This is a genomic window from Erysipelothrix piscisicarius, from assembly GCF_003931795.1.
Lineage (GTDB): Bacteria > Bacillota_I > Bacilli_A > Erysipelotrichales > Erysipelotrichaceae > Erysipelothrix > Erysipelothrix piscisicarius.
In genome coordinates this window covers 248194-274303 of record NZ_CP034234.1, presented here as the reverse complement: position 1 = coordinate 274303, position 26110 = coordinate 248194, and the positions used below count along the sequence as shown (strand labels likewise).

Sequence of the window (26110 nt, the reverse complement as noted above, 5' to 3'; positions counted from 1 at the left end):
AGATTTGAATTTAGGAAAGAGCCCTTTGGCTCTTTTATCCTTGTTTATCTTTAAGAATTGTAGCGTGTGAAGCAGCGTGAATTGCCTCAGCAAATCCATGCGTATCAAGTGCACGAACACCTTCGATTGTTGTGCCACCAGGGGAACATACACGATCAACAAGGACATCTGCCGGTTCGCCACTTTGACTTAAATAATCTGCACTTCCTGAAACTGCAGCACAAGTAATTCTAAGGGCGGTCTCATAATCAAAGCCTTCATCAAGTACTGACATCGCAAGTTCATCGATAAATTTAAATACAAATGCAGGAGAGCTCCCAGCTATCCCAATAAAACCACTAAATTGTGATTCAGGGATGGATACAAACCCACCGAGTGCATCGAAAATATCTTGAACTTCAGTTAAAGCTTCAGGAGATACCATCGTATTATGACAAACTGCAGAGATCCCACGTTGAATCGCAACATTTAAGTTAGGCATAACTCTTATGATTGGCATGGGACCAGATAAGGATTCAATATCCTTAAGGGTCTTTTTAGCCGCAATTGAAACTAAGGTTTGATGATCTAATACGGGCTTAATTTCATTGAGTACTGTTTCAAACATTTTCGGTTTAACAGATAGAAATAGTAAATCGACACTTTGCGCACAGTCACGATTTGATTTACATGCATGGACGCCAAGTGCAGATGCTTTATCACAAGTAGACTCGTAGGTTCTTCCACTAATATAGATCGAATCCTTATTCTCAATACCATTTATAATCGCGTTAGCCATATTACCAACGCCGATAAAACCGATTTTCATAATTCACCTCATAGAGACTAAAACAAGTCTTCTTTATACATTACACGGTGCCCCTGCTGTACCCACTTCTTAAACTCTACGAAATACTCATCATTTTTCACAAACTGAGGACGATGGAGTTCACCATACACGCCTTGTTCATAACGGTTTCGCACGTTGTGATTGGCTTGGGTCGGTGCAATATCTTCAATACAATTTACAGTATAACTTAAATCAGAATTTGCACTGCAAATATAAATGCTTGCAGGATCAACGATGTTCATAGTTGAAAGTTTATCCATGGTTAAAAATGTTTGCCCTTCAATTGGTGGCATATAGTACTGAATAATATGCTGCACGAGGAAAGTATGAAGTGACAAATCGAAATCATCACCGATTAACGTACTGCCCATCAATGCATCAAAAAGGGCAAAAATCTTATTCACAAAATCATAAGTTCCCGAAGGGAAATCCCCATAGGGGATGGTGTAATTCCCTTCAATTCCTTTCTTTACGACTTTTAACTCATAATCCCATAAATCTTTTCCCCTATGGGTAAAGGCATAATATGCTTCAATGACATTAGGAAAAAGTGTCACCAACATATTACTTAATAAGGGCTGAGCCTTTTCGAAAGCGAGCTTGCCAATTGGATCATGGGTTCCTGTAAAAGGGGTGATATTGTTATCAGTAAAGAAATTAAAATATGCTTGATGATCGTAATATGGTTCAACACCAATATGCATACGACGGATAAACATACATACATCGAGCAACGTATACTTAATCGCAATTTTATAAACGGATTGACGTTCAATAATGAAGTTTAAAATTGACAACATGGTGTGTTCACCGCAATACGTATCATAGAGGTTTTGGATTACTGGAATGTCTTTGGTTAGAATCATACCTCGTCCAAATGAAAAGTCTGTAGGCGATGCCGTAAAAATAATGATAGCTCGATTATTAATGCGTTTAAAGAGGCTTTCACTCACAATTTCTTGATATTGATTGAAAACAATTTCGTAAACAAATACCTGGCCATCAAGGATCATTTCATACGCTCAAACCATATTGTCTTGTGCGAAAATACGGTAGTGACGTTTTGCCTCCTCACGAAGGTTGAAATATTCAATTGAAGGATGATCATATTTTGGATGATCACGTGTTTCAAGTAAATGATTTAGGTAAAGACCGTTATTCATTTTTCGTAAAAACGCAAAGGAAAGCAAGAGTGATGATTTACCCGAGGCATTATCACCATAAATGTAGATACGCGGTTTTACAGTACCACGTTTGTTTTTAAACTCGATTCGCAAATCTTTATAACATCTAAAATTCTTTAGAGTTAGACTACCAAACATTTAAAGACCTCACAGTTTTAAGTATTTATCCATCCAGTTGGTAATTTCTTCAAGTCGTTTGATACGAGCTTTTGGTTTACCATTACGTGAAAGTCCGTGGTTTTCTCCACGCAACCAAACAAAACGCGTATCCACGCCATTTTCTTTGAGATATGTGAAGAATTGCATACCTTGTTCGATTGGACAGCGATAATCTTCATCAGAGTGAATAAAGAGTAACGGTTTTTTCACGTTGCGAGCATATTTTAGTGGTGATTGATTCCACATCTTTTCAGTATCTTCAAGGGGATCTGCTGCCGTTTGATCATCAGCGAAATAGAATCCAATATCTGAAGTCCCATAGAATGAAATCCAATTTGAAATTGAGCGTTGGGTTGCTGCACATTTAAAGCGATTTGTATGACCAACAATCCAGTTTGTCATAAATCCGCCATAAGCACCTCCAGTTCCCCCGACGCGCTTCGGATCAATAGCGTAGCGATCCAAGACGATATCTGTAAACTTCATCAGATCAGCATAGTCAACATCACCATAACGACCAAAGATATCCATAAATTCATTTCCATAGACATCACCGCCGCGTGGGTTTGTAAAGAAGACAATATAACCTTTATTTGCCCAAACTTGCATTTCATGATAGAAAACATCAGAATAAATAGTTTTTGGTCCGCCATGAATATCTAAGATGGGGGGATATGATGAAGTTGGGTCGTAATCTTGAGGTAAAAGGACCCAACCATCAAGACTACCGGGTGCATCAAATACACGTTTGATGGATGTTCCATCAAAACTATAAAGCACTGTTCGATCACGATATGTTCCTACAAAATAATACACATCATCAACAACACGACTTGTAATGGAATCTACGTAGCGGACATCACTTCCAATGGACCCCCAAGCACTTAAACCGAAATCTTGAACCTTGATAAGTGCGTTGTGGGTAATTTGATGGAGATCGCCATTTTGATTGATACCATAATCGTTTAAATTACTACCGAATGCATAAATTGTTTGATGAATCATAAATACGGAACTGAATAAAAAATTATGTTGCGTATACAGTGCTGTCTCTTCATTTTTCGTAAAATCATAAAGATAGATATCTTGATAGAAATCCGGTTTACCTGTTGCAACTTCACGAGAATAAATCATGCATTGTTTTTCTTTATCAAAATGATAGAGTGAAATATCTTCGTTTTTATCTGAGAGGGCGACATAACGGTCTTCATCAATCGTATAAATAAACAACTGACTTCGTTTGGCTTGGTTAAAACGGCCGCCATTTGAGTAGAAAGGGATTTCTTCGAAGACTTCGAAAAATGAACTGGATTCTACTTCTGCGTTATATTTTGATCGCGCATCATCATCGCCATCAAGGAATACATGATCGGTGACACTTAAACTTCCTGAAAGCAATAAATGATTCTCATCAATGACTTTCAAAGATCCTACTGGAAATTTAAACGTGTAGGCATGATTCAGTTCACCTGAGTGAATATCGTAGCGATAAAAGACTGAATGTTTAGCTTTTAATGCTTCTTTTTCAGATTCTAAGCGCGCTAAAGGGAGTAAAAGGGTATCATCCGTTTCCCAAAAATAACGTGAATCATTTCCTAAATCAAAAATTCGTTTGTGTGTTAATCCGTCGGAAAGATAGAGATCGTGAACATAATCGTTTTCATCATAACGTCCAACCGATTTAATAAATGCCATGTGATTCTTAGCAGGACTTGTTGTAAGTGAAGCCAAATAAGTATAATTCAAAAAATCTTTTAATTCTAATTGTTTCATATGTGTCACTCCTTTTTAGAATTATATCACAATCATACCGAACAGATACGTTTTAGCACAAAAAAAGAAGTTGGTGACACCAACTTCAAAGCAATACATATTTAAGAGTACATCACTTAAAACGTTGTTCTTTTAAAGGGATAAATAAGCGAAGCACAGGAACCATTACCGCTGCTAAATAAGGCGCCAAGTAAAACGGCAGGCTGATCTAATGACCAACTTTTCGTAAGACCGCCAAGATACACACCAATAAATATCGGGGTGATATTTCTCCAATGCTTCCCAGCCCCTGAAAAACCAATGATGGTAAGGATGCCCCCAATATTCGGTCCGTTAAGTGCACCTTTCGCAACCACGAGCACAAAAAATAAAGCTAAGAATCCGTTCACGGACATATTAATTAAAACAGCACCGAGGCCATATTTTTTATAAAAATCATTGTCCCCATGACCGGTTTCACGAAGTAATTGGCGGTATTTACTAAAAGCGTCATGATCACTGAGCCAACCGATATAGAAAAGCAAGAGAAACAAAATCGACAATACAACGGCAGAGGGAATTGTGTATTCTGTCGTTACGATTAATCGCTTATAAGGGACATAGCCATACGATTTCATAATCGAAACATAGAGGGTACTCATAATTCCAACCGCAAACCCAATATTCGCAAGACTATAACCATCGTGAACTTTATATAGAGAGCGTGCTACGGGTTTAATCGTAAAACCAATTGAAAGTCCAACTGTAATACTTAGAATCAGCCGTAAGTATAGAGGGAGATTGACGACAAACATTAATTCACTAACAATTGGAGAAAAGCTTGTCGCCAGTAAAGAGATATGGACAATATCTTTGTAAGCTTCTTTGGTTACAAGCGCATAAATATAAGTACCAATGAGTATCGGAATAATATTGACAATGTTTTTACCAAACAATCCGAAACTTAACATAAGCATAATTGAGGCTATGACCGAGCCTGAAAACTCGGTCTCAGAATACATAATGATTAAAACGGAAATAAGCGTGATTAGACCAGCATTAAATAAAGCTGCACCAACGCCGCCGATTGCGAAATAATCGGTAATCAAAATATCTGACTGAACAATGATCGGAATCATTCCAGAAAAAATGGTTTCGGGTGAATCAAGAACAAATGCAGAGCCAATAAGTAAAATACTTAAATATAAGAAAAGCCGGTTTGTTTGATTACGCATAAATCACTTCCTTTTTCATAAATATAACTTAATTTTTCTTAAATAAAAAGCATTAAATGAATAAAAGAACACCCAGAAAACAATAAAAAGAACGCATAAGCGTTCTAAAAATTACTCTTTGAATTTTCATCGTCAATTAAATTTCGAATATCAAGCATTTTTTGATCTGTTTTTGCAATCGTCTCTGCACAGTCGAAAAGTTCTTCGGATACTAATTCAAGATGGCGATGATCTTTTTTGTAACGAATTTCGTGCTCTAATGAAGCCCAAAAATCCATGGCAATTGTACGAATTGGAATTTCTACTTTAGCGTAATGTTTTCCATCTGAAAGAAAGACGGGAACCTCCACAATTAAATGAAGACTGCGGGAACCGTTCTCTTTAGGAAATTGAATATAATCTTTAATTTCAAGGACTTGGATATCATCTTGATTTGAAATCATATCTGCGACAATATAGATATCATCGATGTATGAACAGATTACCCGAACACCTGCAACGTCATTTAAGTGCTGAGGGATTGAATCCACATTCAAAGGGACTTCAAGTCTAAGTAGCTTTTCCACAATACTTTGTGGTTTTTTAACGCGTGATTTTATGGTTGTAATTGGATTTCGGGTCGTAAGTGTTCCAAGTTCTCTGTCCAAAATTTCAAGTTTGGTGGTGATTTCGCGTACTGCGCAATCATATAAAAGCATTAAAGCAATGAAATTTTTGGTTTGATTTACAAAGTCTGTGGGCACTTTAAATTTTTGATTATTAATAATAACTTCATTTCGTGACATAAACTCACCTCTAAGATTATTTTATCATAAAATATTAAAAGTCTATGATATCTAGAAGAAAGTAAAAAAAAGAGGGTTACCCCTCTATAATTGTGACATCGTATTTTGGTTCATCACGTTCTTTATCAAACGTAATACTGAGGTCTTTATCGGCAAAAAACCAGTCATCTGACTTTTCAACATAAAAGTTGATGCCTTCTACTTTGATCATTTCCAGTGGTTTACTTGGTTCCATAATTGCCAACGCAAATGAGAAACCACCGTGAAGACCATAAACCTTTCCAAAAAATTTAACGCTGTCGTTTGCTTTAAGATTCAGTTCGCGAATATACCACTCTGCTGCTTCTTTTGATACTTCTAATTTCATTGTGTCACCTCTTTTAAGTTATGTTATCACACTCTGGCTGAATTATTATGTAATATGCTTACTCTCGATAGGTAGCCATCAAGTCTTTAAACATATCGGCTGTGCTTGGGGGTGTAAAGGATACAGCGTTTGCGCCAGCTTGTATGGTTTTCCGACATGATTCTTCCGTAGGGCCACCAGTCGCGATAATTGGTACTTGCGGATGATTTTTTCGAATTGCCGCAACAACTTCAGGTGTGCGCGCTGCCGCGGATACATTTAGGATTGTTGCACCGGCATCAAGACGTGCCTGAATATCTTCATTTTCGTTAAGAACGGTGATGATAATCGGAATCTCAATCGCTTGTTTCACAAGACGTATTAATTTATTTGTAGTTGGAGCATTTAGGACAACCCCTGTTGCACCTTGTTGTTCAGCGTCAACTGCAAGACCTACAACGCGAAGTCCACGGGTAGTGCCACCACCAATTCCAGAAAAGACGGGAACATCCGCAACGTTTTTAATTGCGTGTGTAATTATTGGTTGGGGTGTAAAAGGATAAATTGCGATAACTGCATCGGCATTACAATTACGAATAATTGCGACATCAGTCGTGAATAAAAATGACTTAATTGTACGACCAAATAATTTAATTCCACTTGCTTCCTGAATCGATTCAGGCACACGAATAATGTGCGATCTTAAGTTGCCATTATATTCTGGAACAAACATACTTACCTCCTAGATGAGACGTTTTTCAAATCCTCCGTCTACTTTTAAATTTTTTGTGACAATGATAAAGGCATTGGGATCATGTTTTCGAATAAGTTGTTTTAATTCAACAACTTCACTTTGCGCAACAATGGTTACAAATACATCCATTTGACTCCCGGTATATGCACCATAGCCATCCCAATACGTTACGCCACGATGGATAACTTCAATAATTTCACGTTTGATATCTTTGTTTTTCGTATATACCATTACACTTACCTCAATATTATGTTCATGGAACTTATCAAGACAGAAGGAAAAGATAAAGGAGTACACGAGCGAATAAAGTGCGGTTTGTGCATTATAAACAATTAAACACACAAGATAAATTGAACAGTTCACCATTAAATATAATGAACCCAAACTTCCTTTCTTTTTTTGAGATAAATAAAAACCAATTACATCCAAACCACCCGAGGACCCTTTGGCGCGATATGAAAGTGAGGCACCGAAGGCACCAAGCACAGCCGCAATGATAATTGAAATAAAAACATCATCTACAATTGGCTGACTCATAACAGGAATTAATGTAAAACAGATTGCTTGTGTTACAATAGAGACAAGTGTATAACGCACAAAAGAATGCGAAAACTTGAACCATGCAAAGATAAGCAAAGGAATATTAAGAAATAAATTTACGATTCCAGCAATGTCAAAACCAAATTCAAATTTGAAGACGTATTGGATGGCATCACGCAATAACTGCGCGATCCCCACCATACCACCATTGTAAATCTGGGCAGGAATAATAAATAGATTAACAGAGAGTGCAAACATTATTGCGCCAGCAATGCAAAGTAAATAATTTTTTGTTTTTTTCATACTCTAATTATAACAAAATCTAAGGGTTAAGAGTATTCTTTATTTATGCAAGAATTTCAATCGAGATATCTAGGAAAACAAGAGGGATTATGATGACAATACAGATACGAAAAGCTAAAATTGGTGATTTACCCGAAATCATGCATATTATTGAACAAGCTAAAGCGATGTTTCGCGATAAAGGTATTGATCAATGGCAAAATCGGTATCCAAACGAAGATACCATACGAAACGATATCAAAAATGAGAATGGCTTTGTGATTCTCAAGGAACAAGATTTGGTAGGAACTTTGATGCTTCAACTGGGTGATGATGAAAATTATGATACGATTGAAGAGGGGCAATGGAATGAAGAAGGTCCCTATGCGGTAATCCATCGAATTGCGATTCATCCAGCATATTATGGTCAGAAAATTGCGACACATGCTCTTAAACAGATAGAAAACACTTGTGGAAAAGCAGGCTTTTCCGTGGTTCGAATCGATACGCATAAAAACAATCTTGCTATGAATGCACTGTTGATGAAAACAGGATACCAACTTTGTGGTAGAATAACTTTAAAAGATGGGGGAGAAAGACTCGCGTATGACAAAAAAATATAAAATCATTGATTTGCACTGTGATGTGCTTTTGAAACTCCAACAGGATCAATCACTTAATTTTAAAGATTCAAATGAATTAGATGTCAATTATGAAAAATTAAAAGCAAGCAATACGAAAGTTCAAGCGATGGCAATCTTTATAGATCCCGATTTAAACTTTAATGATAAATATCAAATTGCTCTCGAACAGATTGATGTATATAAACATCGTGTGCTTACAATACCTCATGTCGTTCAAATAAGATCTTTTAGTGATATCGAGAAACTAGGGTCGGATGAAATTGGTACATTTTTAACTTTAGAAGGTCTTGATTGTGTTGGAAATGACATGGAAAAAGTAAAGCATTTGTTGGATGAGGGGGTTCTCTCCATTGGGATGACATGGAATGATGCGAATCTAGCATGTGATGGAATTGGTGAGCCACGTGGCGCAGGTCTGACTGCTTTTGGATTTAATGTAGTAGAAGAACTCAATGAACGAAATTTGTTTGTAGATGTATCTCATATTAGTTTAAAAGGTTTTGATGACGTACTTAATAGTGCAAAGCATGTTATTGCAAGTCATTCAAATGTGAAGGCTATTGCGAGCCATCGGCGTAATTTAAATGATAATCAAATCAGACGTATGCTTGAAGGGGGTTTTCCAATTCATGTCGTGTACTATGATGCTTTTGTAACCGATGACGAAAAAGAAACCGAAATTTCTGATTTAGTGCGTCATATAGAATACTTAGTAGAAATGGGTTGTGAGCAGCAAATTGGACTTGGTTCAGATTTTGATGGGATTGCAACTAAAATCAAGTATCTAGCAGACGCTTCAAAAACACAAAATTTACTTCTGGAAATCGAAAATACCTTGGGTGAAAAATTTACAAATGCGATTGCTTATGATAACTTTATTAATTATGTTAATTATAAAATGATATAAAGGAGAACGAAACCATTATGGAAATCTTTAATACACGATCATTAACACAGAAACAAAGATTTAATGTAGCACTACTTGTTGGGGTAGTTTCGGCAGTAGTCTTAGGAATTGTATCAGGAATTTTTAGAAATAAAGTTGCGAACTTCTCATTAGTTATTGTAGGTGTTGGGTATCTTATTGCACTTGCGATTCAGAAATTTGGTCGTGGCGTCCAAATGAAATTTTCGATCATCGCAGCCTTGTTTACTTTGTTGGCAATCATCATTAGTGATGTCGTGACCGTTATGGGAATTGCGGGCCTTTTCGAGTTAAGTAGTTATCAAATTATCTTTAAGTATGCAGCACAAAACGAGATTCATTCCGTTTTATGGATTGCATATCGTTTGCTAGCGATTTATATAAGTTATAATTATTCGAGGATTATTTAATGGATGGTAGAGAGACGATTGCAACGATAAATCTCGACAATCTTTCATACAATATTAATAAAATAAAAGAAGTGACAGGGAAGTCGCTTTTTGGTGTTGTAAAAGCAAATGCTTATGGTCATGGTGATGTTGAATGCAGTCGCATCATGATCGAAGAAAATCTCCCGTTTATTTGTGTTTCATCAATCGACGAGGCACAACGTTTGGTTGAAAAAGGAATCCTTCATGACATTCTAATTTTCAGTTATGTTGATCCAAATTTCATTGCATCAAATCATCAAGAGCAATTCGTATACACCATTCCTTCAATTGAATGGTTTCGTAAAGTTCAAACGTTAGACCTCGACCTGCGGTTGCATTTAGAAATCAATGTAGGCATGAACCGAATTGGAATAAAACACAATCAAGAAATTGAAGAAATTCTATCGAGTGAGGTTTCACTTGAAGGAATTTACACCCATTTTCCAAGCCCTGAAAATCTTGAAAAAGGACGTGAACAATTAGCACGTTTTGAAAAAATTGTCACCACATCGAACCGTGATTTTAAATGGGTTCATGTTGGGAATGCACCGGTTTCAATCATTAAAAACAGTTCAGTCATAAATGGTTTTCGTATGGGACTTGCGGTCTACGGATATCGAGTGGATATGCCAGTATTAAAACCAGTGCTGTCTCTGCATTCCACGATATTGCATATCGATGAGGTCGAGGCAGGGGAGTCAATTGGTTATGATTACACCTATGAAGTGGAGACCAAAGAGTTATTTGGAACCATGCCAATAGGCTATGCTGATTGTTTCGATGTAAGAAATAATTTAGTTCCGGTGTATATTAATGGAAGACCGTATTCGATTGTAGGAAAAATATGTATGGATCAGACGATGATACGAATTGATGAACATGTTTGTTTGGGTGATGTCGTTGAACTGATTGGTGAACATAGAACCTGTGCGCAACTAGAAAACATTACAGGGATTTCGAAGTACGTACTTCTATCAACCCTTAGCGAACGTATTACCCGGCATTATATTCAAAATAAAAAGATTGTTCATATCGACAAAAGAAAATAAAAGAGGAATGAGACGGAGACTCTAAAAAAATAAACTGGGATTTGTAACTTGCGGTAATGTACCGAAGATATAAATCCCAGTTTTTCGTGACTCAACATTGAAGATTAAAATACTGCCTAATGCTTGAAACCGTGTTCTTTCCGAGAGGATACGTATCGCGTTTCAATATACGTGATGTTATCTGATAGCCATCGTTGAGAGTGATATCCATACTGTTTTAATGATTCTTTTTTCCTTCTTTGTGTACTAAGAATGTGTTGAACATCATCAAAGATTAATCAGTGCTCGGTCTTTCAAGACTTAAACGATTACGTTCTTGATCCAAATTGAACTCCGTGCGGATTGACTGTTCTTTTTAAGGAGTCCCATTAACTGAACCGCACCCCGAATCTTGGACAAAGATGAGGAGGTGCGGTTTTTTATGGCTAAGCTAACACGAAAACAAAAAATTGAAATATATGAAAAACGAAAGTTAGGACAATCAGTATGTTCATTAGTAAATGAGTATGGTATTAATAAATCAAGTATTAAATATTTGGTAAGACTTATCGATCAACATGGACCCAATGTTCTAAGACGAAACAAAAATCACTTTTATTCTCATGAATTTAAGTCAGAAGTAATAAATCGGATATTAATGGATGGAGAAAGTACAATAGCTGTCGCCATCGAACTTGGATTAAGTTCTGATGGATTGATTTACAATTGGATTAAAAATTATAAAGAAAACGGCTATAATGTCATAGAACGGAAACGAGGTAAACCATCTATGACAAAACCAACTAAACTATTAACAGTTAATGATGAACTAAAGGCATTGAAGAAAAAAAACAAGTATTTGGAAGCGGAGAATGAATATTTAAAAAAATTGAATGCCGTAGTGAAACAAAGGGTGGAGCGCGAAAAGAAGAAAAAACCAGAGTAGTTTCCTTACTACGACAAAAATATCCCTTAGAGATTCTTTTAAAAATATCCGGACTCGCTCGATCTACTTACTACTTCTACGTTTCAAAAATTGATTTTGATACCAAAAACGACGAACTCATGCAAGAGATTATAGAAATCTATTATGATCACAAAGGACGATATGGTTATCGTAGAATTACTTTAGAACTAAATAATCGAGGAATTCGTGTAAATCACAAGAAAGTCTTGAGACTTATGAATAAAATGGGATTACATTCAATCATAAGAAAGAAACGTAAGTATTCTTCATATAAAGGGACAGTGGGAACCATTGTTGAGAATCGAGTTCAAAGAGATTTTGAAGCTGATAAACCCAATCAAAAATGGTTTACGGATATCACTGAGTTTAATGTGCAAGGGAAGAAAATCTATCTTTCACCAATACTTGATGCATATGGTAGATACATTGTATCTTACAACATATCTACAAGTCCTAATTTGGATCAAACTAGAGACATGCTTCACAAGGCATTTTCTTGTAACGATACGCAAGGAACAATTATTCATTCGGATAGAGGATGGCAATACCAACATCAATTTTATGTGAAAGAATTAGAAGCACATTCGATGATTAGAAGTATGTCAAGAAAGGGAAATAGTATTGATAACGGACTCATGGAGGGCTTTTTTGGGCTACTAAAATCAGAAATGTATTATGACCAAGAACATAAGTATAAAAAGGTAGAAGAATTAGTTGATGCAATTGATGAATATATCGACTCTTATAATAACAAGAGAATTAAGAGCAAACTAAAGGACTGACCCTGTTCAATACAGGAATCAATCCTTAAATTTAAAAGATAATTAGCTTGTCCAAAATTTGGGGTTCAGTTCATAACCGAGGTCAGTCCCACAGCTTCTTTATTTATGGACTTTAAAACATATGACATTATCTGACTAAATGAAAATAGAGTGAGACCATCATAATAACCATCACGACGCCGATGATTAAACCAAACAGCTTCCCATCCTGCATTTCTTTCGCCAAGAACGTCGTTTTTGAGGGAATCGCCAATCATAATTAGAGAACCAGTTTGTTGTGCTTCAATAACTTGGAATATTTCCCGGGAAGGTTTATAATATCCGACATCCCCGGAAACAATGATCTGGGAATGAGGCATGTAATCTTCCAAACGTAAGGCTTTAATTTTCTTCCATTGATGTTCGGAAGGGCCATTCGTTAAGACATAAAAAGGTATGTTGCGACTATTAAGGATAGTGAATAAATCATGAATGGCAGGATGCAGTTCGAGGTGATCCAAGTGATATGCGTAGCGTTCTTGAAAAAAATCTGCTTCGGCAGGACTTATTTGGATTCCAATATCTTCGAGAGGTTTTTGAATTCGAAAACGTCTCATTTCGAGGTTTGTCATTGTGCCATTTTGGGTTGCTTCAAACACAGAATGACTGTAGATACGACTTTGAATGTATAACGAACGGACACCTTTTACGTCAATAAATCCAGCGTCATCGAGAGCTTTTTAAATGGAATAATTTGATCGTAGAGCGTGTCATCCATATCAAAGATAAATATACTCATATAATCTCCTTTTGGTATATGTTGTTAGGGTAAACGTTAAGAAAAAGGATTAATATAGATTAATCCTTTTCAGAAATAGAATTTATTGAATCTCCCATGGACTTTCATTTGTTTTAACAAAAGAATCCAAAGAGCGCAAGGCAATCTCGACCATGTCCGATACAGCTTGATCTGTGTAGAAAGCACAATGCGGTGTGATAATAATGTTCTTATGACTTTCTAATAACGTTAGTTGGTGATTTGTCAGTGTGGATAAGCGGTGGTCTTTATGGAAGATGCCGAGTTCGCCTTCAAGAACATCAAGACCTACAGCACCAATATGACCGTTTTCAACATATTTAATGAGTGCATCTGTATCAATTAATTCTCCACGTGCGCAGTTGACAATTACTACACCAGGTTTTGTAAGCGCAAGATGCTTGTCGTTGATGATGTGGTGTGTTGATTCAAAGAGCGGTGCGTGTAGTGTAATGACATCCGCTTCTTTTAGAAGTGTTTCAAGATCCACATAAGTTAAAACATCTTTAATGGCATCATTTTCATAAAGGTCATATCCAATAATACGGCCACCAAACCCTGAGAGGTTACGTGCAGTAATACATCCGATACGTCCGGTTCCAATAACACCAAATGTCATGTTATGCATCTCTTTTCCTTGAAGACCGGCTAAAGAATAATCCTTGATTTCTGTACGTTTCATGATTGCTTTCATATTACGTAATGACATTAGAATTAACATTACCGCAAAATCGGCAACACAATTGGGGGAGTACGTTGCATTTGAGAATTTTAGACCGAGATCGCGAACGGCATCCATGTCGACATTATTAAACCCAGCCGAACGAGATGCGATGTATTTTGTCCCGCCCTGCGCAAGAATCTCAAGAACGCCTCGACTTGCATCGCAGTTACCGAGAAAAGCCACTGCCTCATAACTCTTAGCTTCTAACGCATTATCCTTGCTAAGTTGCGCAGGAACAACTTTTAATTCAATGTTCATTTCTTTAGCATAACGTTCAAACGCTTCCGTTTCATCGGGGCGGACAGCATAAGCAATTAATTTCATATTCAATATTCTCCTTCATAATTATTAGACGTGTAAAAACATCCTCATGTGTATCCTACAATAAATTAGGACAGAAAGGGTGTAAGGCGCCCATAAATGCCCTACCAATAAAAGTTATCATTGCGATTGTTGATTATCAATCTGTGTTTGTGAGAGGGCTTCGCGATCCACACCAGAAATTGACTCAAAGCGACTGGATATCTTACGAGATGTGATGTGTAAATCCTTGACATCTTGATTGACATTTTCGATATGTTTACTTAAATTATCCCATCGCAAACGATAACGGTCAAATTCAGTGTGCAAGCGATTGAGTTCATCGTGGATGACACTTGCATATTTTTCGCGTTCGAGATTTACGAGGATAGTTTGAATTGTCGTCAGTGTGCTCATAAGTGTTGTTGGTGAAACCAGCCACACACGTTTTCTTTGTGCATATTCCAAGATGTCCGAATGATAAGCGTTAATGGTAGCAAATACAGCTTCGGCAGGAACAAACATTAATGCTTGATCCGAAGTAACCCCTGAAATGATATATTTATTCGAAATTGCATCAATATGCTTCTTGCAATCAAGAACAAACTGTCGTTCTGCATTTTGTCGTTGGTTTGAGTCCAAAGATTTATCAATCATACGTCGATAATTCTCAAGCGGGAATTTGGAGTCGATAACTAGTGTACCAAGTGGCTCGGGTGCAAAAAGAACTGCATCAGGTCGTATGCCTGGTGATAAGTTGTACTGCATTTGGTAAATTCGATCATTTTTATCCCCGAAAATTGACGCTAAAATTTGATGCAGCTGCACTTCTCCAAAAGTTCCGCGTGTTTTTTTATCGGTAAGAACATCTTGTAATGAAACAATCTCAACTGAAAGGGCATCAATTTTCTTTTGGGCTTCATCAATCTTACTTAATCGCTCCACGATATTTGTGAAGGTGTCGTTAGTTTTTTTAAATCCCTGATCCAGTGATTGGTTTACTTTTTCGTCCATAAGCAGTAATCTTTTTTCCACACTCTCTGTGAGTTTTGTAAACTGTTGATCCAATTGAAGATTCATTTTGTCGTGAAAGAGGATTAAAGCGCGATTGACCTCTTTTTCAAATACAATATTTCTTTGTGTTAGGTCATTAAAACGGATATCTATTCGGTCTGTAAATTGATTAAACTTATCAGAGGTCTTCTCTCGACTTTCAAAATCAAGTGCAACCATTTGATTCATTGCGTTGTTTGCTTGATGTGTTACCAAATCTTTAAGTTGTGAGACCTGATTGGTAATGTCGTCAAGATTCGTAGGATTTCGTTGAAAACTTAATTGCAAATATATAAGGATAAGTAAAAGTACAATTATAAGTATTAATAATATTTGTGTCATAGTGGCTCCTTTAATTAAAACTATTATACGACACTTCAGCGTCGCCGTGTCAATTTCATGCGTTTATCGAATAGATCGAATATTTTATAGTATAATAAGGATAGAGGTGTCAATATGAATAAAATAGGATTAGCTTTATCAGGAGGCGGTGTTAAATCAATTTCTCAACTTCCTGTTATTCGAGCATTAAACGAAGAGAACATAAAAATTGATATGGTGTCAGGAACATCAATGGGGTCTGTAATTGCTGCGCTGGTATCCTGTGGATTAACCTCCGATGAATTGACGGATATTGTTTTGAAATTAGAGCGAAATATTAAAGAAAAGCATATTTTCTCAAAGCCAAGCCTTAAATTACTTCCATTTTCAAAAGAAAAACTTACGGGTGGATATGTGGATGGACAAGAACTCGAAGATGAACTTCAAAAAGTTCTTGATGAAATCGGGGTACATAATATTTCAGAGGTGAAAATTCCACTTGCGATCCCTGCTGTTGATTTAACCACGGGGAAAATCATCTGCTTTGTTTCCCATCCCAATGAATTTAAAACGCTTGATCCAATGTGGGAGATTGTTACGGATATTCCGTTGGCTAAAGCGGTGCGTGCATCGTGTTCTTTTCCGTTTGTGATAGCAGCAATGGAATACCAGGGATATATGCTGGTAGATGGTGGTGTGCGAATGAACCTGCCACTCGAATTAGTAGAGGCATATGGTGCTGACAAAACAATCGCTGTAACGATGCATTCTAATGAGTCATTTCATGAATATAATTCACTGATGGCTATTGCGACACGTTGCATGGATCTGATGCGGATTGAAGAAGATTATCATATTGTGAAGAAAGCGGATATTCATATAAATGTTCCGCTCGATGATGTGTGGGTTTTTGAACTTGGTAAAGGTCGTTTTACCATGGATCGTGCGGATCTTGTTATTGAAAAACATAAGGATGACATAAAAGCGCTCGTAAAGAAAAAAACACTCTGGGAACGAATTAAGGAAGAATTGGGAGGACTCTCATGAAATTTAAAACGTTGCGTAATGGAACTACGATGCCGATGTTGGGCTTGGGAACATATCGCTTGGTGGAAGATGATGCATATCAAATTGTATTAAAAGCGCTTGAACTTGGATATCGTCATATTGATACTGCCATGATTTATAATAATGAAGTGGAAGTTGGACGTGCGATTAAAGATTCTGGAATTCCACGAGAAGAACTTTTTATTACGACAAAGTGTTGGAATGAGGATCAAGGCTATGAATCGGCACTTCAGGCTTTTGATTTATCGTTAAAAAAGCTTGGTTTGGACTATGTTGATCTTTATTTAATCCACTGGCCACAGCCAGCCTCATGTGATACATGGCGTGCTTTTGAAGAAATCTATAGGAATAAGAGAGCTAAGGCAATCGGCGTTTCGAACTTTAATGTAGAACAGTTAGAAATTTTGTTAGAAGAAGCGACGGTTATTCCGATGGTAAATCAAATTGAACGTCATCCATATTTAGTTCAGGAAGAATTAAAAAAAGTGTGCGATCGACATAATATCGCGTGCGAAGGATGGATGCCAATTGCTCGTAATAAAGTTTCTGAAAGTGAAGCCATTGTCAAGTTAGCGCAGAAGTATCATAAAACACCTGCACAGATTACATTAAGATGGCAGATACAAACAGATTGGATCGTATTCCCAAAAACGCAATCGTTTGAGCGATTGGAAGAAAACTTTGATATTTTTGATTTTGAATTAACAAATGCTGAAGTAGATGTTGTGAATAATCACAATGAAAACCTACATTTAGGTACGAACCCTAATAAATATAAAATTAAATAGAGCCTATGTGCTCTTTTTTTTTATTCAACCTTGTGAATTATTTTATTTAAAGAATGAATAATCTTATACCTTATGAGTGGATTTATCAATTCAAGATGGTATAATATACATATATTGATAATCATTATCATTATTATTGGAGGGTTAGTTATGTGGAAAGAAACATTATTAAGTTTAAAAGAAACCATAATCTGTGGGATTCTGTTGTTGCTAGGAGCAATACTTAATAACAACGTACTATTAATTTTGGCAATTGCGATTGGGGGCTATAACCAAACGAAAGAAGGGATTACAGATACAGTTCAAAATAAACATTTGAATGTGGAACTTTTAATGATTCTATCTGCTATTGGAGCATGTTTAATCGGCTATTATATGGAAGGTGCAGTCTTAATATTTATTTTTTCTTTATCAGGAGCGCTAGAAGAGCTAACCCTTGACCGTAGTCAACGTGAAATTCGTTCTTTAATGGAACTGCAACCAACAGAAGCTACACGAATGAATAAAAATGGAAGTACTGAAGTTGTACCCGTTGAAGCGTTAGAGATTGGCGATAAGGTCATTGTTGCTGTTGGAGAAACCGTTCCAATTGATGCAATGATTTACAAAGGTCAAAGCAGTATCGAAGAGGCGGCAATTACAGGTGAATCAATGCCTAAAGAAAAGAGTGTTGGAGACATGGTCTTTGGAGGAACACTCAACATTTCGAATCCATTAACCATTGAAGTTAATACTTTGGTTAACGATACACTTATTCAAAAAATTGTGAAGATGGTTGAAGAAGCACAACAATATCCGTCAAAGACAGCTCGTTTTATTGAGCGTATTGAAGATTACTATGCACGTATTGTATTGGTTGTTGTTTTATTGGTAATTCTTATTCCTATCCTCACAATGGGTCAATCGTTCCAAGAGGCATTTTATCGTGGAATGATTTTATTGGTTGTTGCATCACCATGTGCCCTTATTGCATCGGTAACACCAGCAACCTTATCGGCAATTTCAAACGGTGCAAAGCGCGGTATATTGGTAAAAGGCGGTATCCATTTTGAAAACATGATGGATGCAAAAGCAGTTGCTTTTGATAAGACCGGAACATTAACGCAGGGTGTACCATCGTTAACTGATATATTCTATATTGATGATGTTGATGCGCGTGAGGTCGGTGAAGCGATCATTGCAATTGAACAGTACTCAACGCATCCACTTGCGAGTGCGGTAGTAACAGGTCTTTATAATGAATTAAAAATCGAAGAGTATCCATCCGCAAACAATGTTGAAGAAATTGCAGGGTATGGAATTAAAGGGGTTTATGCAGGAAAAGAATATCGAATCGGTAAACTCGACCATATGACTTCAGAAGATCAAATTGTTACAGACAAAGGACTTGAATTTGCAGAAAAAGGGAATAGTCTTGTATACGTCCAACAAGATGGAGATGTTGTTGGTGTGCTTGGTCTGACGGACGTAATTCGTCCCGAAGCGTTATCTTTGGTTCGTTGGTTAAACAAAAATAATATCAAGACAGTCATGATTACAGGTGATAACCAGAAAACAGCAGAGCATATTGGATCTCAAATTGGCGTCTCAAAAATTATTGCGGAATGTCTTCCGGATGAAAAAGCAACTATTATTCGTGATTTGGAACGAGAATATGGAACCGTTGTAATGATCGGAGATGGAATTAACGATGCGCCCGCGCTTGCGAATGCAACTATTGGGGTTGCAATGGGAAGTGGAACCGACATAGCAATGGAGGCTGCAGATATTATTCTGGTTAAAGATGATATCGCCGAAATCCGATATGCTATCGAACTCTCTTTAAAACTTCGAAAGATTGTAATTCAAAATGTTGGCTTCGCAATTGGTGTCATTCTTCTATTAGTCATCTCCAACTTCTTTGACCGCATATCACTTCCACTTGGTGTAGTTGGTCATGAAGGAAGTACAATTCTAGTGATTTTAAACAGTTTAAGACTCTTGAAAGAAATAAAAATAGATGATTAAGTGGTTTAAAGGGGATATTCCCCTTTTTTTATTGCTTAAAAGCACCCAAACAAACCTTTAAAATCACATATACAAATTATCTAAGAACAAACTTAAAATAAAGTGAAAATAGTGTTGACGGTGGATAAAGAGGGTGGTATTATATAGAAGCGCTAAGGGAAACCGAGTGCAGAAAATGGTCTTTGAAAACTAAACAGGAAACGTCAATTTCAAAAAGAAATACGGATAAATAAACAAAACTCGTCAGAGTTAAAAAGAGAAAGAATCAAATGGAGAGTTTGATCCTGGCTCAGGATGAACGCTGGCGGCGTGCCTAATACATGCAAGTCGAACGAAGTGAAGAGGAGCTTGCTCCTGGAACTTAGTGGCGAACGGGTGAGTAATACATAAGCAACCTGCCTCGATGCCTGGGATAACAGAGGAAACTTCTGCTAATACCGGATACGTTAATCTAAGACATCTTAGATTAATTAAAGATGGGATACATCACAACGAGATGGGCTTATGGCGCATTAGTTAGTTGGTAAGGTAACGGCTTACCAAGACGATGATGCGTAGCCGACCTGAGGGTGACCGGCCACACTGGGACTGAGACACGGCCCAGACTCCTACGGGAGGCAGCAGTAGGGAATTTTAGGCAATGGGGGAAACCCTGACCGAGCAACGCCGCGTGAGTGAAGACGGCCTTCGGGTTGTAAAGCTCTGTTGTAAGGGAAGAACGATAGGAAGAGGGAATGCTTTTTATATGACGGTACCTTACCAGAAAGCCACGGCTAACTACGTGCCAGCAGCCGCGGTAATACGTAGGTGGCAAGCGTTATCCGGAATTATTGGGCGTAAAGGGAGCGCAGGCGGTTTATCAAGTTTATGGTTAAAGTTCGGGGCTTAACCCCGTGATGCCATAGAAACTGGTAGACTAGAGTGCAGGAGAGGTTAGTGGAATTCCATGTAGCGGTAAAATGCGTAGATATATGGAGGAACACCAGTGGCGAAGGCGGCTAACTGGCCTGTAACTGACGCTGAGGCTCGAAAGCGTGGGAGCAAATAGGATTAGATACCCTAGTAGTCCACGCCGTAAACGATGGATACTAAGTGTTGGAGAAATTCAGTGCTGTAGTTAACGCAATAAGTATCCCGCCTGGGAGTATGCGCGCAAGCGTAAACTCAAAGGAATTGACGGGGCCCGCACAAGCGGTGGAGTATGTGGTTTAATTCGAAGCAACGCGAAGAACCTTACCAGGTCTTGACATACCGCGCAAAAGCACAGAGATGTGTAATAGTTATGGCGGATACAGGTGGTGCATGGTTGTCGTCAGCTCGTGTCGTGAGATGTTGGGTTAAGTCCCGCAACGAGCGCAACCCTTGTCTTTAGTTACCAGCATTAAGTTGGGGACTCTAAAGAGACTGCCGGTGATAAACCGGAGGAAGGTGGGGATGACGTCAAATCATCATGCCCCTTATGATCTGGGCTACACACGTACTACAATGGCGTATACAGAGGGCAGCGAAGCAGCGATGCGGAGCGAATCTCAGAAAGTACGTCTCAGTTCGGATTGGAGTCTGCAACTCGACTCCATGAAGTCGGAATCGCTAGTAATCGCGGATCAGAATGCCGCGGTGAATACGTTCTCGGGCCTTGTACACACCGCCCGTCAAACCATGAGAGTTGGTAATACCCGAAGCCGGTGGCCTAACCTAGTTTACTAGGAGGGAGCCGTCGAAGGTAGGATCGATGATTGGGGTTAAGTCGTAACAAGGTATCCCTACCGGAAGGTGGGGATGGATCACCTCCTTTCTAAGGAGTAATTAGAAAGACGTGAAGTTGACACCTAAAGTTTCCTGTTTAGTTTTGAGAGTCCGTTGGAATCTCAAGAAAAATGATCTTTGAAAACTGAATAACAGAAAAGAAAAAGAGATAGACAAAGAAATAAATGTTATCAACATGATCTTTTCGAATAGTTGTATAAAACTAGATTTACATCAAGTTAAACAAAAACAGTAACTTAAGCAATTAAGTAAGCAATCAAAGCAAACACACAGCTTATCAAGCGATAAGCGTAAAAAAACCTGATTTTAAGAATTAGGGCGCGAAATTACATGTGATTAAATATGTAAGGGCGTACGGTGGATGCCTAGGCACTAAGAGCTGATGAAGGACGCGACTAACAGCGAAATGCCTCGGGGAGTGGTACGTACACAACGATCCGGGGGTATCCGAATGGGGAAACCCAATACTGGTTATGCAGTATTACACATAAATGAATACATAGTTTATGATGAGGCAACCTTGCGAACTGAAACATCTTAGTAGCAAGAGGAAAACAAAAGTGATTCCTGAGTAGTGGCGAGCGAAACGGAAAAGCCCAAACCATCTTCGTGATGGGGTAGTAGGACCACAACGTGGGATATCGAAGCTAGTCGAATGGCATTGAAAGGCCAGTCAAAGAAGGTGCAAACCCTGTAGACGAAAGCGTAAGATACTCTAGTGGTATCCTGAGTACGGCGAGGCACGTGAAACCTTGTCGGAATCAACCGGGACCACCCGGTAAGGCTAAATACTCTTAGTGACCGATAGTGAACCAGTACCGTGAGGAAAGGTGAAAGAACCGCGGAAGCGGAGTGAAATAGATCCTGAAACCGTATGCTTACAAGAAGTCAGAGCCCGTTAATGGGTGATGGCGTGCCTTTTGTAGAATGAACCGGCGAGTTACTCATAATGTGCGAGGTTAAGTTGAAGAGACGGAGCCGAAGCGAAAGCGAGTCTTAATAGGGCGATATAGTACATTGTGGTAGACCCGAAACTGAGTGATCTAGCCATGACCAGGTTGAAGTTTGGGTGAAACCAAATGGAGGACCGAACCGACCATCGTTGAAAAGCTGGCGGATGAGTTGTGGCTAGCGGAGAAATTCCAATCGAACTCAGATATAGCTGGTTCTCCCGAAATAGCTTTAGGCTAGCGTCAATGTAAGGCCACTGGAGGTAGAGCACTGAATGTATGATGGCCCCATCTCGGGGTACTGAATATAATCAAACTCCGAATGCCAGTGGATAGTAGTTGGCAGTCAGACTATGGGTGATAAGGTCCGTAGTCGAAAGGGAAACAGCCCAGACCATCAGTTAAGGTCCCAAAATTCATGCTAAGTGGAAAAGGATGTGGGGATGCACAGACAACTAGGAGGTTGGCTCAAGCAGCCATCCTTTAAAGTGCGTAACAGCTCACTAGTCGAGTGACCCTGCGCCGAAAATGTACCGGGGCTAAGTATGATACCGAAACTATGGATTTATTGTTTCAATAAATGGTAGGGGAGCGTTCTATACTGCGTTGAAGCTGTACCGTAAGGAGCAGTGGAGTGTATAGAAGTGAGAATGCCGGTGTGAGTAGCGAGATGTCAGTGAGAATCTGACACACCGATTGCCTAAGGTTTCCAGGGGAAGGCTCGTCCTCCCTGGGTAAGTCGGGACCTAAGATGAGGCTGAAAAGCGTAGTCGATGGACAACAGGTTGATATTCCTGTACCCGATACATAAGTGAAGGAATGACAGAGAAGGCTAGGTTAAGCCAGCGACTGGAAGTGCTGGTTTAAGCGAAGGAGCTGTATGGTAGGCAAATCCGCCATGCAAAGCAAAGGCGTTATGAGGAGTGACCCCGTGAGGAAGTAGCGAAGTAACTGATGCCAGCTCTCAAGAAAAGTTTCTAGCGTTAATTATGTATTGGCCCGTACCAAAACCGACACAGGTAGGCAAGGAGAGAATCCTAAGGTGAGCGAGAGAACTGTTGCCAAGGAACTCGGCAAAATGACCCCGTAACTTCGGGAGAAGGGGTGCTCGTAAGAGCCGCAGTGAAGAGGCCCAAGCGACTGTTTAACTAAAACACAGCTCTCTGCAAAGTCGCAAGACGAAGTATAGGGGGTGACACCTGCCCGGTGCTGGAAGGTTAAGGGAATATGTTAGAATTCGTTCGAAGCATTGAACTGAAGCCCCAGTGAACGGCGGCCGTAACTATAACGGTCCTAAGGTAGCGAAATTCCTTGTCGGGTAAGTTCCGACCCGCACGAAAGGTGTAACGATTTGGGCGCTGTCTCGGCAGCAGACTCGGTGAAATCTTAGTACCGGTAAAGATGCCGGTTACCCGCAACTAGACGGAAAGACCCCATGGAGCTTTACTGTAGCTTGATATTGAACTTTGAGCCTACATGTACAGGATAGGTGGGAGACTATGAAGCATGTACGCTAGTATATGTGGAGTCGCCATTGGGATACCACTCTTGTATGTTTGAAGTTCTAACCGCGTACCGTGATCCGGTACCGGGAGAGTGTCAGGTGGGCAGTTTGACTGGGGCGGTCGCCTCCTAAAGAGTAACGGAGGCGCCCAAAGGTACCCTCAGATTGGTTGGAAATCAATCGACGAGCGTAAAGGCAGAAGGGTGCTTGACTGCGAGACCTACAAGTCGAGCAGGGACGAAAGTCGGGCTTAGTGATCCGGCGGTTCCGCGTGGAAGGGCCGTCGCTTAACGGATAAAAGCTACCCTGGGGATAACAGGCTAATCTCGCCCAAGAGTTCACATCGACGGCGAGGTTTGGCACCTCGATGTCGGCTCATCGCATCCTGGAGCTGAATTAGGTTCCAAGGGTTGGGCTGTCCGCCCATTAAAGCGGTACGCGAGCTGGGTTCAGAACGTCGTGAGACAGTTCGGTCCCTATCTGTTGTGGGCGTAGGAAATTTGAGGAGCGCTGTCCCTAGTACGAGAGGACCGGGATGGACATACCGCTGGTGTACCAGTTGTTCTGCCAAGGGCATCGCTGGGTAGCTAAGTATGGACTGGATAAGCGCTGAAAGCATCTAAGCACGAAGCCAACTCCAAGATGAGATTTCCCATACGTAAGTAGTAAGACCCCTGAGAGACGATCAGGTTGATAGGTCAGAGGTGGAAGCATAGTGATATGTGGAGCTGACTGATACTAATAGGTCGAGGTTTTAATCACAAAAGATACAACGATTCGAAAAAGATCAAATTTCTGTTATTCAGTTTTGAGAGTTCATCTCTCTAAAGCACTAAGATCTGGTGGTTTTAGCGAAGTGGTCACACCTGTTCCCATCTCGAACACAGAAGTTAAGCACTTTAGCGGCGACAATATCTAGCCAAGCGCTAGTGAAGATAGTTCATCGCCAGGTAATTTGACACTCTATTTAGAGTGTCTTTTTTTTATGATCCATCAGATTTACATATTAATGGACTTAGCATCCATGAGTGAGATGTTTGTAGCGCTTCTATGAGCACAAAGCAATTGCTGTGCAAAATATACCTGTGATAAGTGATTACACGCTATGATGAACTTGCAATGACCCTATTGAGATTATACAAACAGTCATGTAATGTTCCCAATTCACTGGACACCTACAATTCAAAACATCTCACATTCAAGCTTTTATTCAAATATGATAGTGTCTGCATCAGTAAGTAATCAATTAATGACACTAAACTTAAGAATAAAACTTTAAAGGATCGTTGGTGGCAAGAAATGAGAATGGGAATGGCACAGGCTAGTATAACCATACAAAACCATAAAAAAAGAGACATTTCCATTAGTATGGTCCACTGAGAAACTACTGATGAAAATATCTCATTCAAAACTATGGATAAATAACCAAATATGTCGTGCACGCCTTCGCACGCTACTCTAAGTTACAAATCCAAGCATAATCTTTTAAACATGAAGTTCCATTTGGAATTGCCGCATATATAAATCAAAACCAAGTTCAATTAAGCACTCAATTACTTCATGTGAATTACAGTCAATATTATTTATAATAAGAGTATCATGAATTGAGCTGACATGCGTTAAGAGTTCGACGAATTGAGATTTATCGTTATAGCCAAAATGGCGTACACCGCCAGTAGTAGAGACTGTTATAAATGCCTCGATTGATTGTTTTTCAATACGATAGGTCTTATGTTCGTTTACGTTATAGTGCATATTTGAAAACGATGGATCAAAGTGCCAAAGATAACTCAGTTCATCTGATTTCGAGCCAAGATTAACGCGCACATTGTCAGAAATTCCTTGATTCGCTACATTTCCTCTAAAACATGCGTAGGACACAGTTTTTTCAAAACCCATTCTTGTATAGAGTTTAATTGCTTCTTCATTGGACTGAAGAACCTCAAGTTGGTATGTGTCAATACCATAAAGACTGAAAAAAGAAATTGTTGCATCAAACATTTGGGTAGAGACACCTTTACGGCGGTGACTTGGAACAACGCCAGACATAACATTATAGGCTAAACTATCATCTGTTGCATTTATAATAAAGCCGACTAACTTACCTTCGTATAAAGCGTCCAAACGAATAGGTTAGATTCGCTTGGACGCTTTCCAGTTTATTTTTGAGCTGTAGCTCGGTTAATTTT

Annotated in this window: 20 protein-coding genes, 3 rRNA genes and 1 pseudogene; 11 read left to right on the top strand and 13 right to left on the bottom strand. The window is 38.8% G+C overall.

The genetic code is table 11. The annotated features are described in order from the left end of the window. Positions 1-34: 34 nt before the first annotated feature. From proC to EEI45_RS01300, 9 genes are all read right to left on the bottom strand, one after another. Positions 35-808 carry a pyrroline-5-carboxylate reductase gene (proC, locus tag EEI45_RS01335; protein ID WP_125163834.1) on the bottom strand — a complete coding sequence of 258 codons (774 nt, stop codon included), beginning with the start codon at positions 806-808 and terminating at the stop codon, positions 35-37. Between the two features lie 17 nt (positions 809-825). Continuing rightward, a complete protein-coding gene (locus EEI45_RS01330; protein ID WP_228410433.1) occupies positions 826-1842 on the bottom strand; it encodes a hypothetical protein in 1017 nt (338 codons plus the stop codon). A gap of 9 nt (positions 1843-1851) precedes the next feature. Next, positions 1852-2151 carry an AAA family ATPase gene (locus tag EEI45_RS08840; protein WP_228410432.1) on the bottom strand — a complete coding sequence of 100 codons (300 nt, stop codon included), beginning with the start codon at positions 2149-2151 and terminating at the stop codon, positions 1852-1854. A 9-nt stretch (positions 2152-2160) separates the two neighbouring features. Next, on the bottom strand, positions 2161-3945 hold the full coding sequence (locus tag EEI45_RS01325) for an alpha/beta hydrolase family protein (protein WP_125163833.1): 1785 nt from the start codon (positions 3943-3945) through the stop codon (positions 2161-2163). A gap of 116 nt (positions 3946-4061) precedes the next feature. Continuing rightward, positions 4062-5159 carry a DUF1576 domain-containing protein gene (locus EEI45_RS01320; RefSeq protein WP_228410431.1) on the bottom strand — a complete coding sequence of 366 codons (1098 nt, stop codon included), beginning with the start codon at positions 5157-5159 and terminating at the stop codon, positions 4062-4064. A 104-nt stretch (positions 5160-5263) separates the two neighbouring features. Then, a complete protein-coding gene (locus EEI45_RS01315) occupies positions 5264-5944 on the bottom strand; it encodes a GTP pyrophosphokinase (RefSeq protein WP_125163832.1) in 681 nt (226 codons plus the stop codon). 76 nt (positions 5945-6020) lie between these two features. Beyond that, positions 6021-6311, bottom strand: a complete 291-nt coding sequence (locus EEI45_RS01310) for a HesB/YadR/YfhF family protein (protein WP_125163831.1) — start codon at positions 6309-6311, stop codon at positions 6021-6023. 58 nt (positions 6312-6369) lie between these two features. Then, positions 6370-7023 (bottom strand): beta/alpha barrel domain-containing protein, encoded by a 654-nt coding sequence (locus EEI45_RS01305; RefSeq protein ID WP_003774066.1) that lies wholly within the window; start codon positions 7021-7023, stop codon positions 6370-6372. A 9-nt stretch (positions 7024-7032) separates the two neighbouring features. Next, positions 7033-7887: a YitT family protein gene (locus EEI45_RS01300; RefSeq protein ID WP_125163830.1), complete on the bottom strand. Its 855-nt coding sequence runs from the start codon at positions 7885-7887 to the stop codon at positions 7033-7035. A 92-nt stretch (positions 7888-7979) separates the two neighbouring features. Here EEI45_RS01300 and EEI45_RS01295 point away from each other — a divergent pair, with 92 nt between their 5' ends. The 5 genes and pseudogenes from EEI45_RS01295 to EEI45_RS01275 all read left to right on the top strand — a co-directional run bounded on the left by EEI45_RS01295 (position 7980) and on the right by EEI45_RS01275 (position 12689). Further along, entirely contained in the window at positions 7980-8489 is a 510-nt protein-coding gene (locus EEI45_RS01295; protein WP_228410430.1) for a GNAT family N-acetyltransferase, read from the top strand. After that, positions 8473-9417 (top strand): dipeptidase, encoded by a 945-nt coding sequence (locus EEI45_RS01290; protein ID WP_125163828.1) that lies wholly within the window; start codon positions 8473-8475, stop codon positions 9415-9417. The genes EEI45_RS01295 and EEI45_RS01290 overlap by 17 nt, the downstream gene beginning before the upstream one ends. A 17-nt stretch (positions 9418-9434) precedes the next feature. Continuing rightward, positions 9435-9845: a hypothetical protein gene (locus EEI45_RS01285; RefSeq protein WP_125163827.1), complete on the top strand. Its 411-nt coding sequence runs from the start codon at positions 9435-9437 to the stop codon at positions 9843-9845. Further along, a complete protein-coding gene (gene alr, locus EEI45_RS01280; RefSeq protein ID WP_125163826.1) occupies positions 9845-10915 on the top strand; it encodes an alanine racemase in 1071 nt (356 codons plus the stop codon). Before EEI45_RS01285 ends, alr begins: the two co-directional genes overlap by 1 nt. A 421-nt stretch (positions 10916-11336) precedes the next feature. Continuing rightward, positions 11337-12689, top strand: a pseudogene (locus EEI45_RS01275) (IS3 family transposase). Positions 12690-12708: 19 nt separating this feature from the next. Here EEI45_RS01275 and EEI45_RS01270 read toward each other — a convergent pair. From EEI45_RS01270 to EEI45_RS01260, 3 genes are all read right to left on the bottom strand, one after another. Next, complete coding sequence (locus tag EEI45_RS01270; RefSeq protein ID WP_228410429.1) at positions 12709-13254, bottom strand: HAD family hydrolase; 546 nt, start codon at positions 13252-13254, stop codon at positions 12709-12711. Positions 13255-13503: 249 nt separating this feature from the next. Continuing rightward, the gene (locus EEI45_RS01265) at positions 13504-14487 is read right to left on the bottom strand and encodes a D-isomer specific 2-hydroxyacid dehydrogenase family protein (protein ID WP_125163825.1); all 984 of its coding nucleotides are present in this window, start codon (positions 14485-14487) and stop codon (positions 13504-13506) included. Between the two features lie 117 nt (positions 14488-14604). Continuing rightward, positions 14605-15858, bottom strand: coding sequence for a DNA recombination protein RmuC (locus tag EEI45_RS01260; protein WP_125163824.1), 1254 nt, complete (start codon positions 15856-15858; stop codon positions 14605-14607). Between the two features lie 114 nt (positions 15859-15972). On the opposite strand from EEI45_RS01260, the gene EEI45_RS01255 reads away from it, so the two are divergent. The 6 genes from EEI45_RS01255 (at position 15973) to rrf (ending at position 24873) form a co-directional block, all read left to right on the top strand. Then, positions 15973-16884 carry a patatin-like phospholipase family protein gene (locus EEI45_RS01255; RefSeq protein WP_125163823.1) on the top strand — a complete coding sequence of 304 codons (912 nt, stop codon included), beginning with the start codon at positions 15973-15975 and terminating at the stop codon, positions 16882-16884. Beyond that, positions 16881-17693, top strand: coding sequence for an aldo/keto reductase (locus EEI45_RS01250; RefSeq protein ID WP_125163822.1), 813 nt, complete (start codon positions 16881-16883; stop codon positions 17691-17693). Before EEI45_RS01255 ends, EEI45_RS01250 begins: the two co-directional genes overlap by 4 nt. Positions 17694-17843: 150 nt before the next feature. Continuing rightward, entirely contained in the window at positions 17844-19700 is a 1857-nt protein-coding gene (locus EEI45_RS01245; RefSeq protein ID WP_125163821.1) for a heavy metal translocating P-type ATPase, read from the top strand. Between the two features lie 266 nt (positions 19701-19966). Further along, positions 19967-21495 (top strand): 16S ribosomal RNA (locus EEI45_RS01240). A gap of 306 nt (positions 21496-21801) precedes the next feature. Continuing rightward, a 23S ribosomal RNA gene (locus EEI45_RS01235) occupies positions 21802-24683 on the top strand. Between the two features lie 76 nt (positions 24684-24759). Beyond that, positions 24760-24873 (top strand): 5S ribosomal RNA (gene rrf / locus EEI45_RS01230). Together the 16S, 23S and 5S rRNA genes form the textbook arrangement of a ribosomal RNA operon. Before the next feature lie 533 nt (positions 24874-25406). On the opposite strand, the gene EEI45_RS01225 is transcribed toward rrf, so the two are convergent. Then, positions 25407-26045, bottom strand: coding sequence for a GNAT family N-acetyltransferase (locus EEI45_RS01225; RefSeq protein WP_228410428.1), 639 nt, complete (start codon positions 26043-26045; stop codon positions 25407-25409). Positions 26046-26110: the final 65 nt, after the last annotated feature.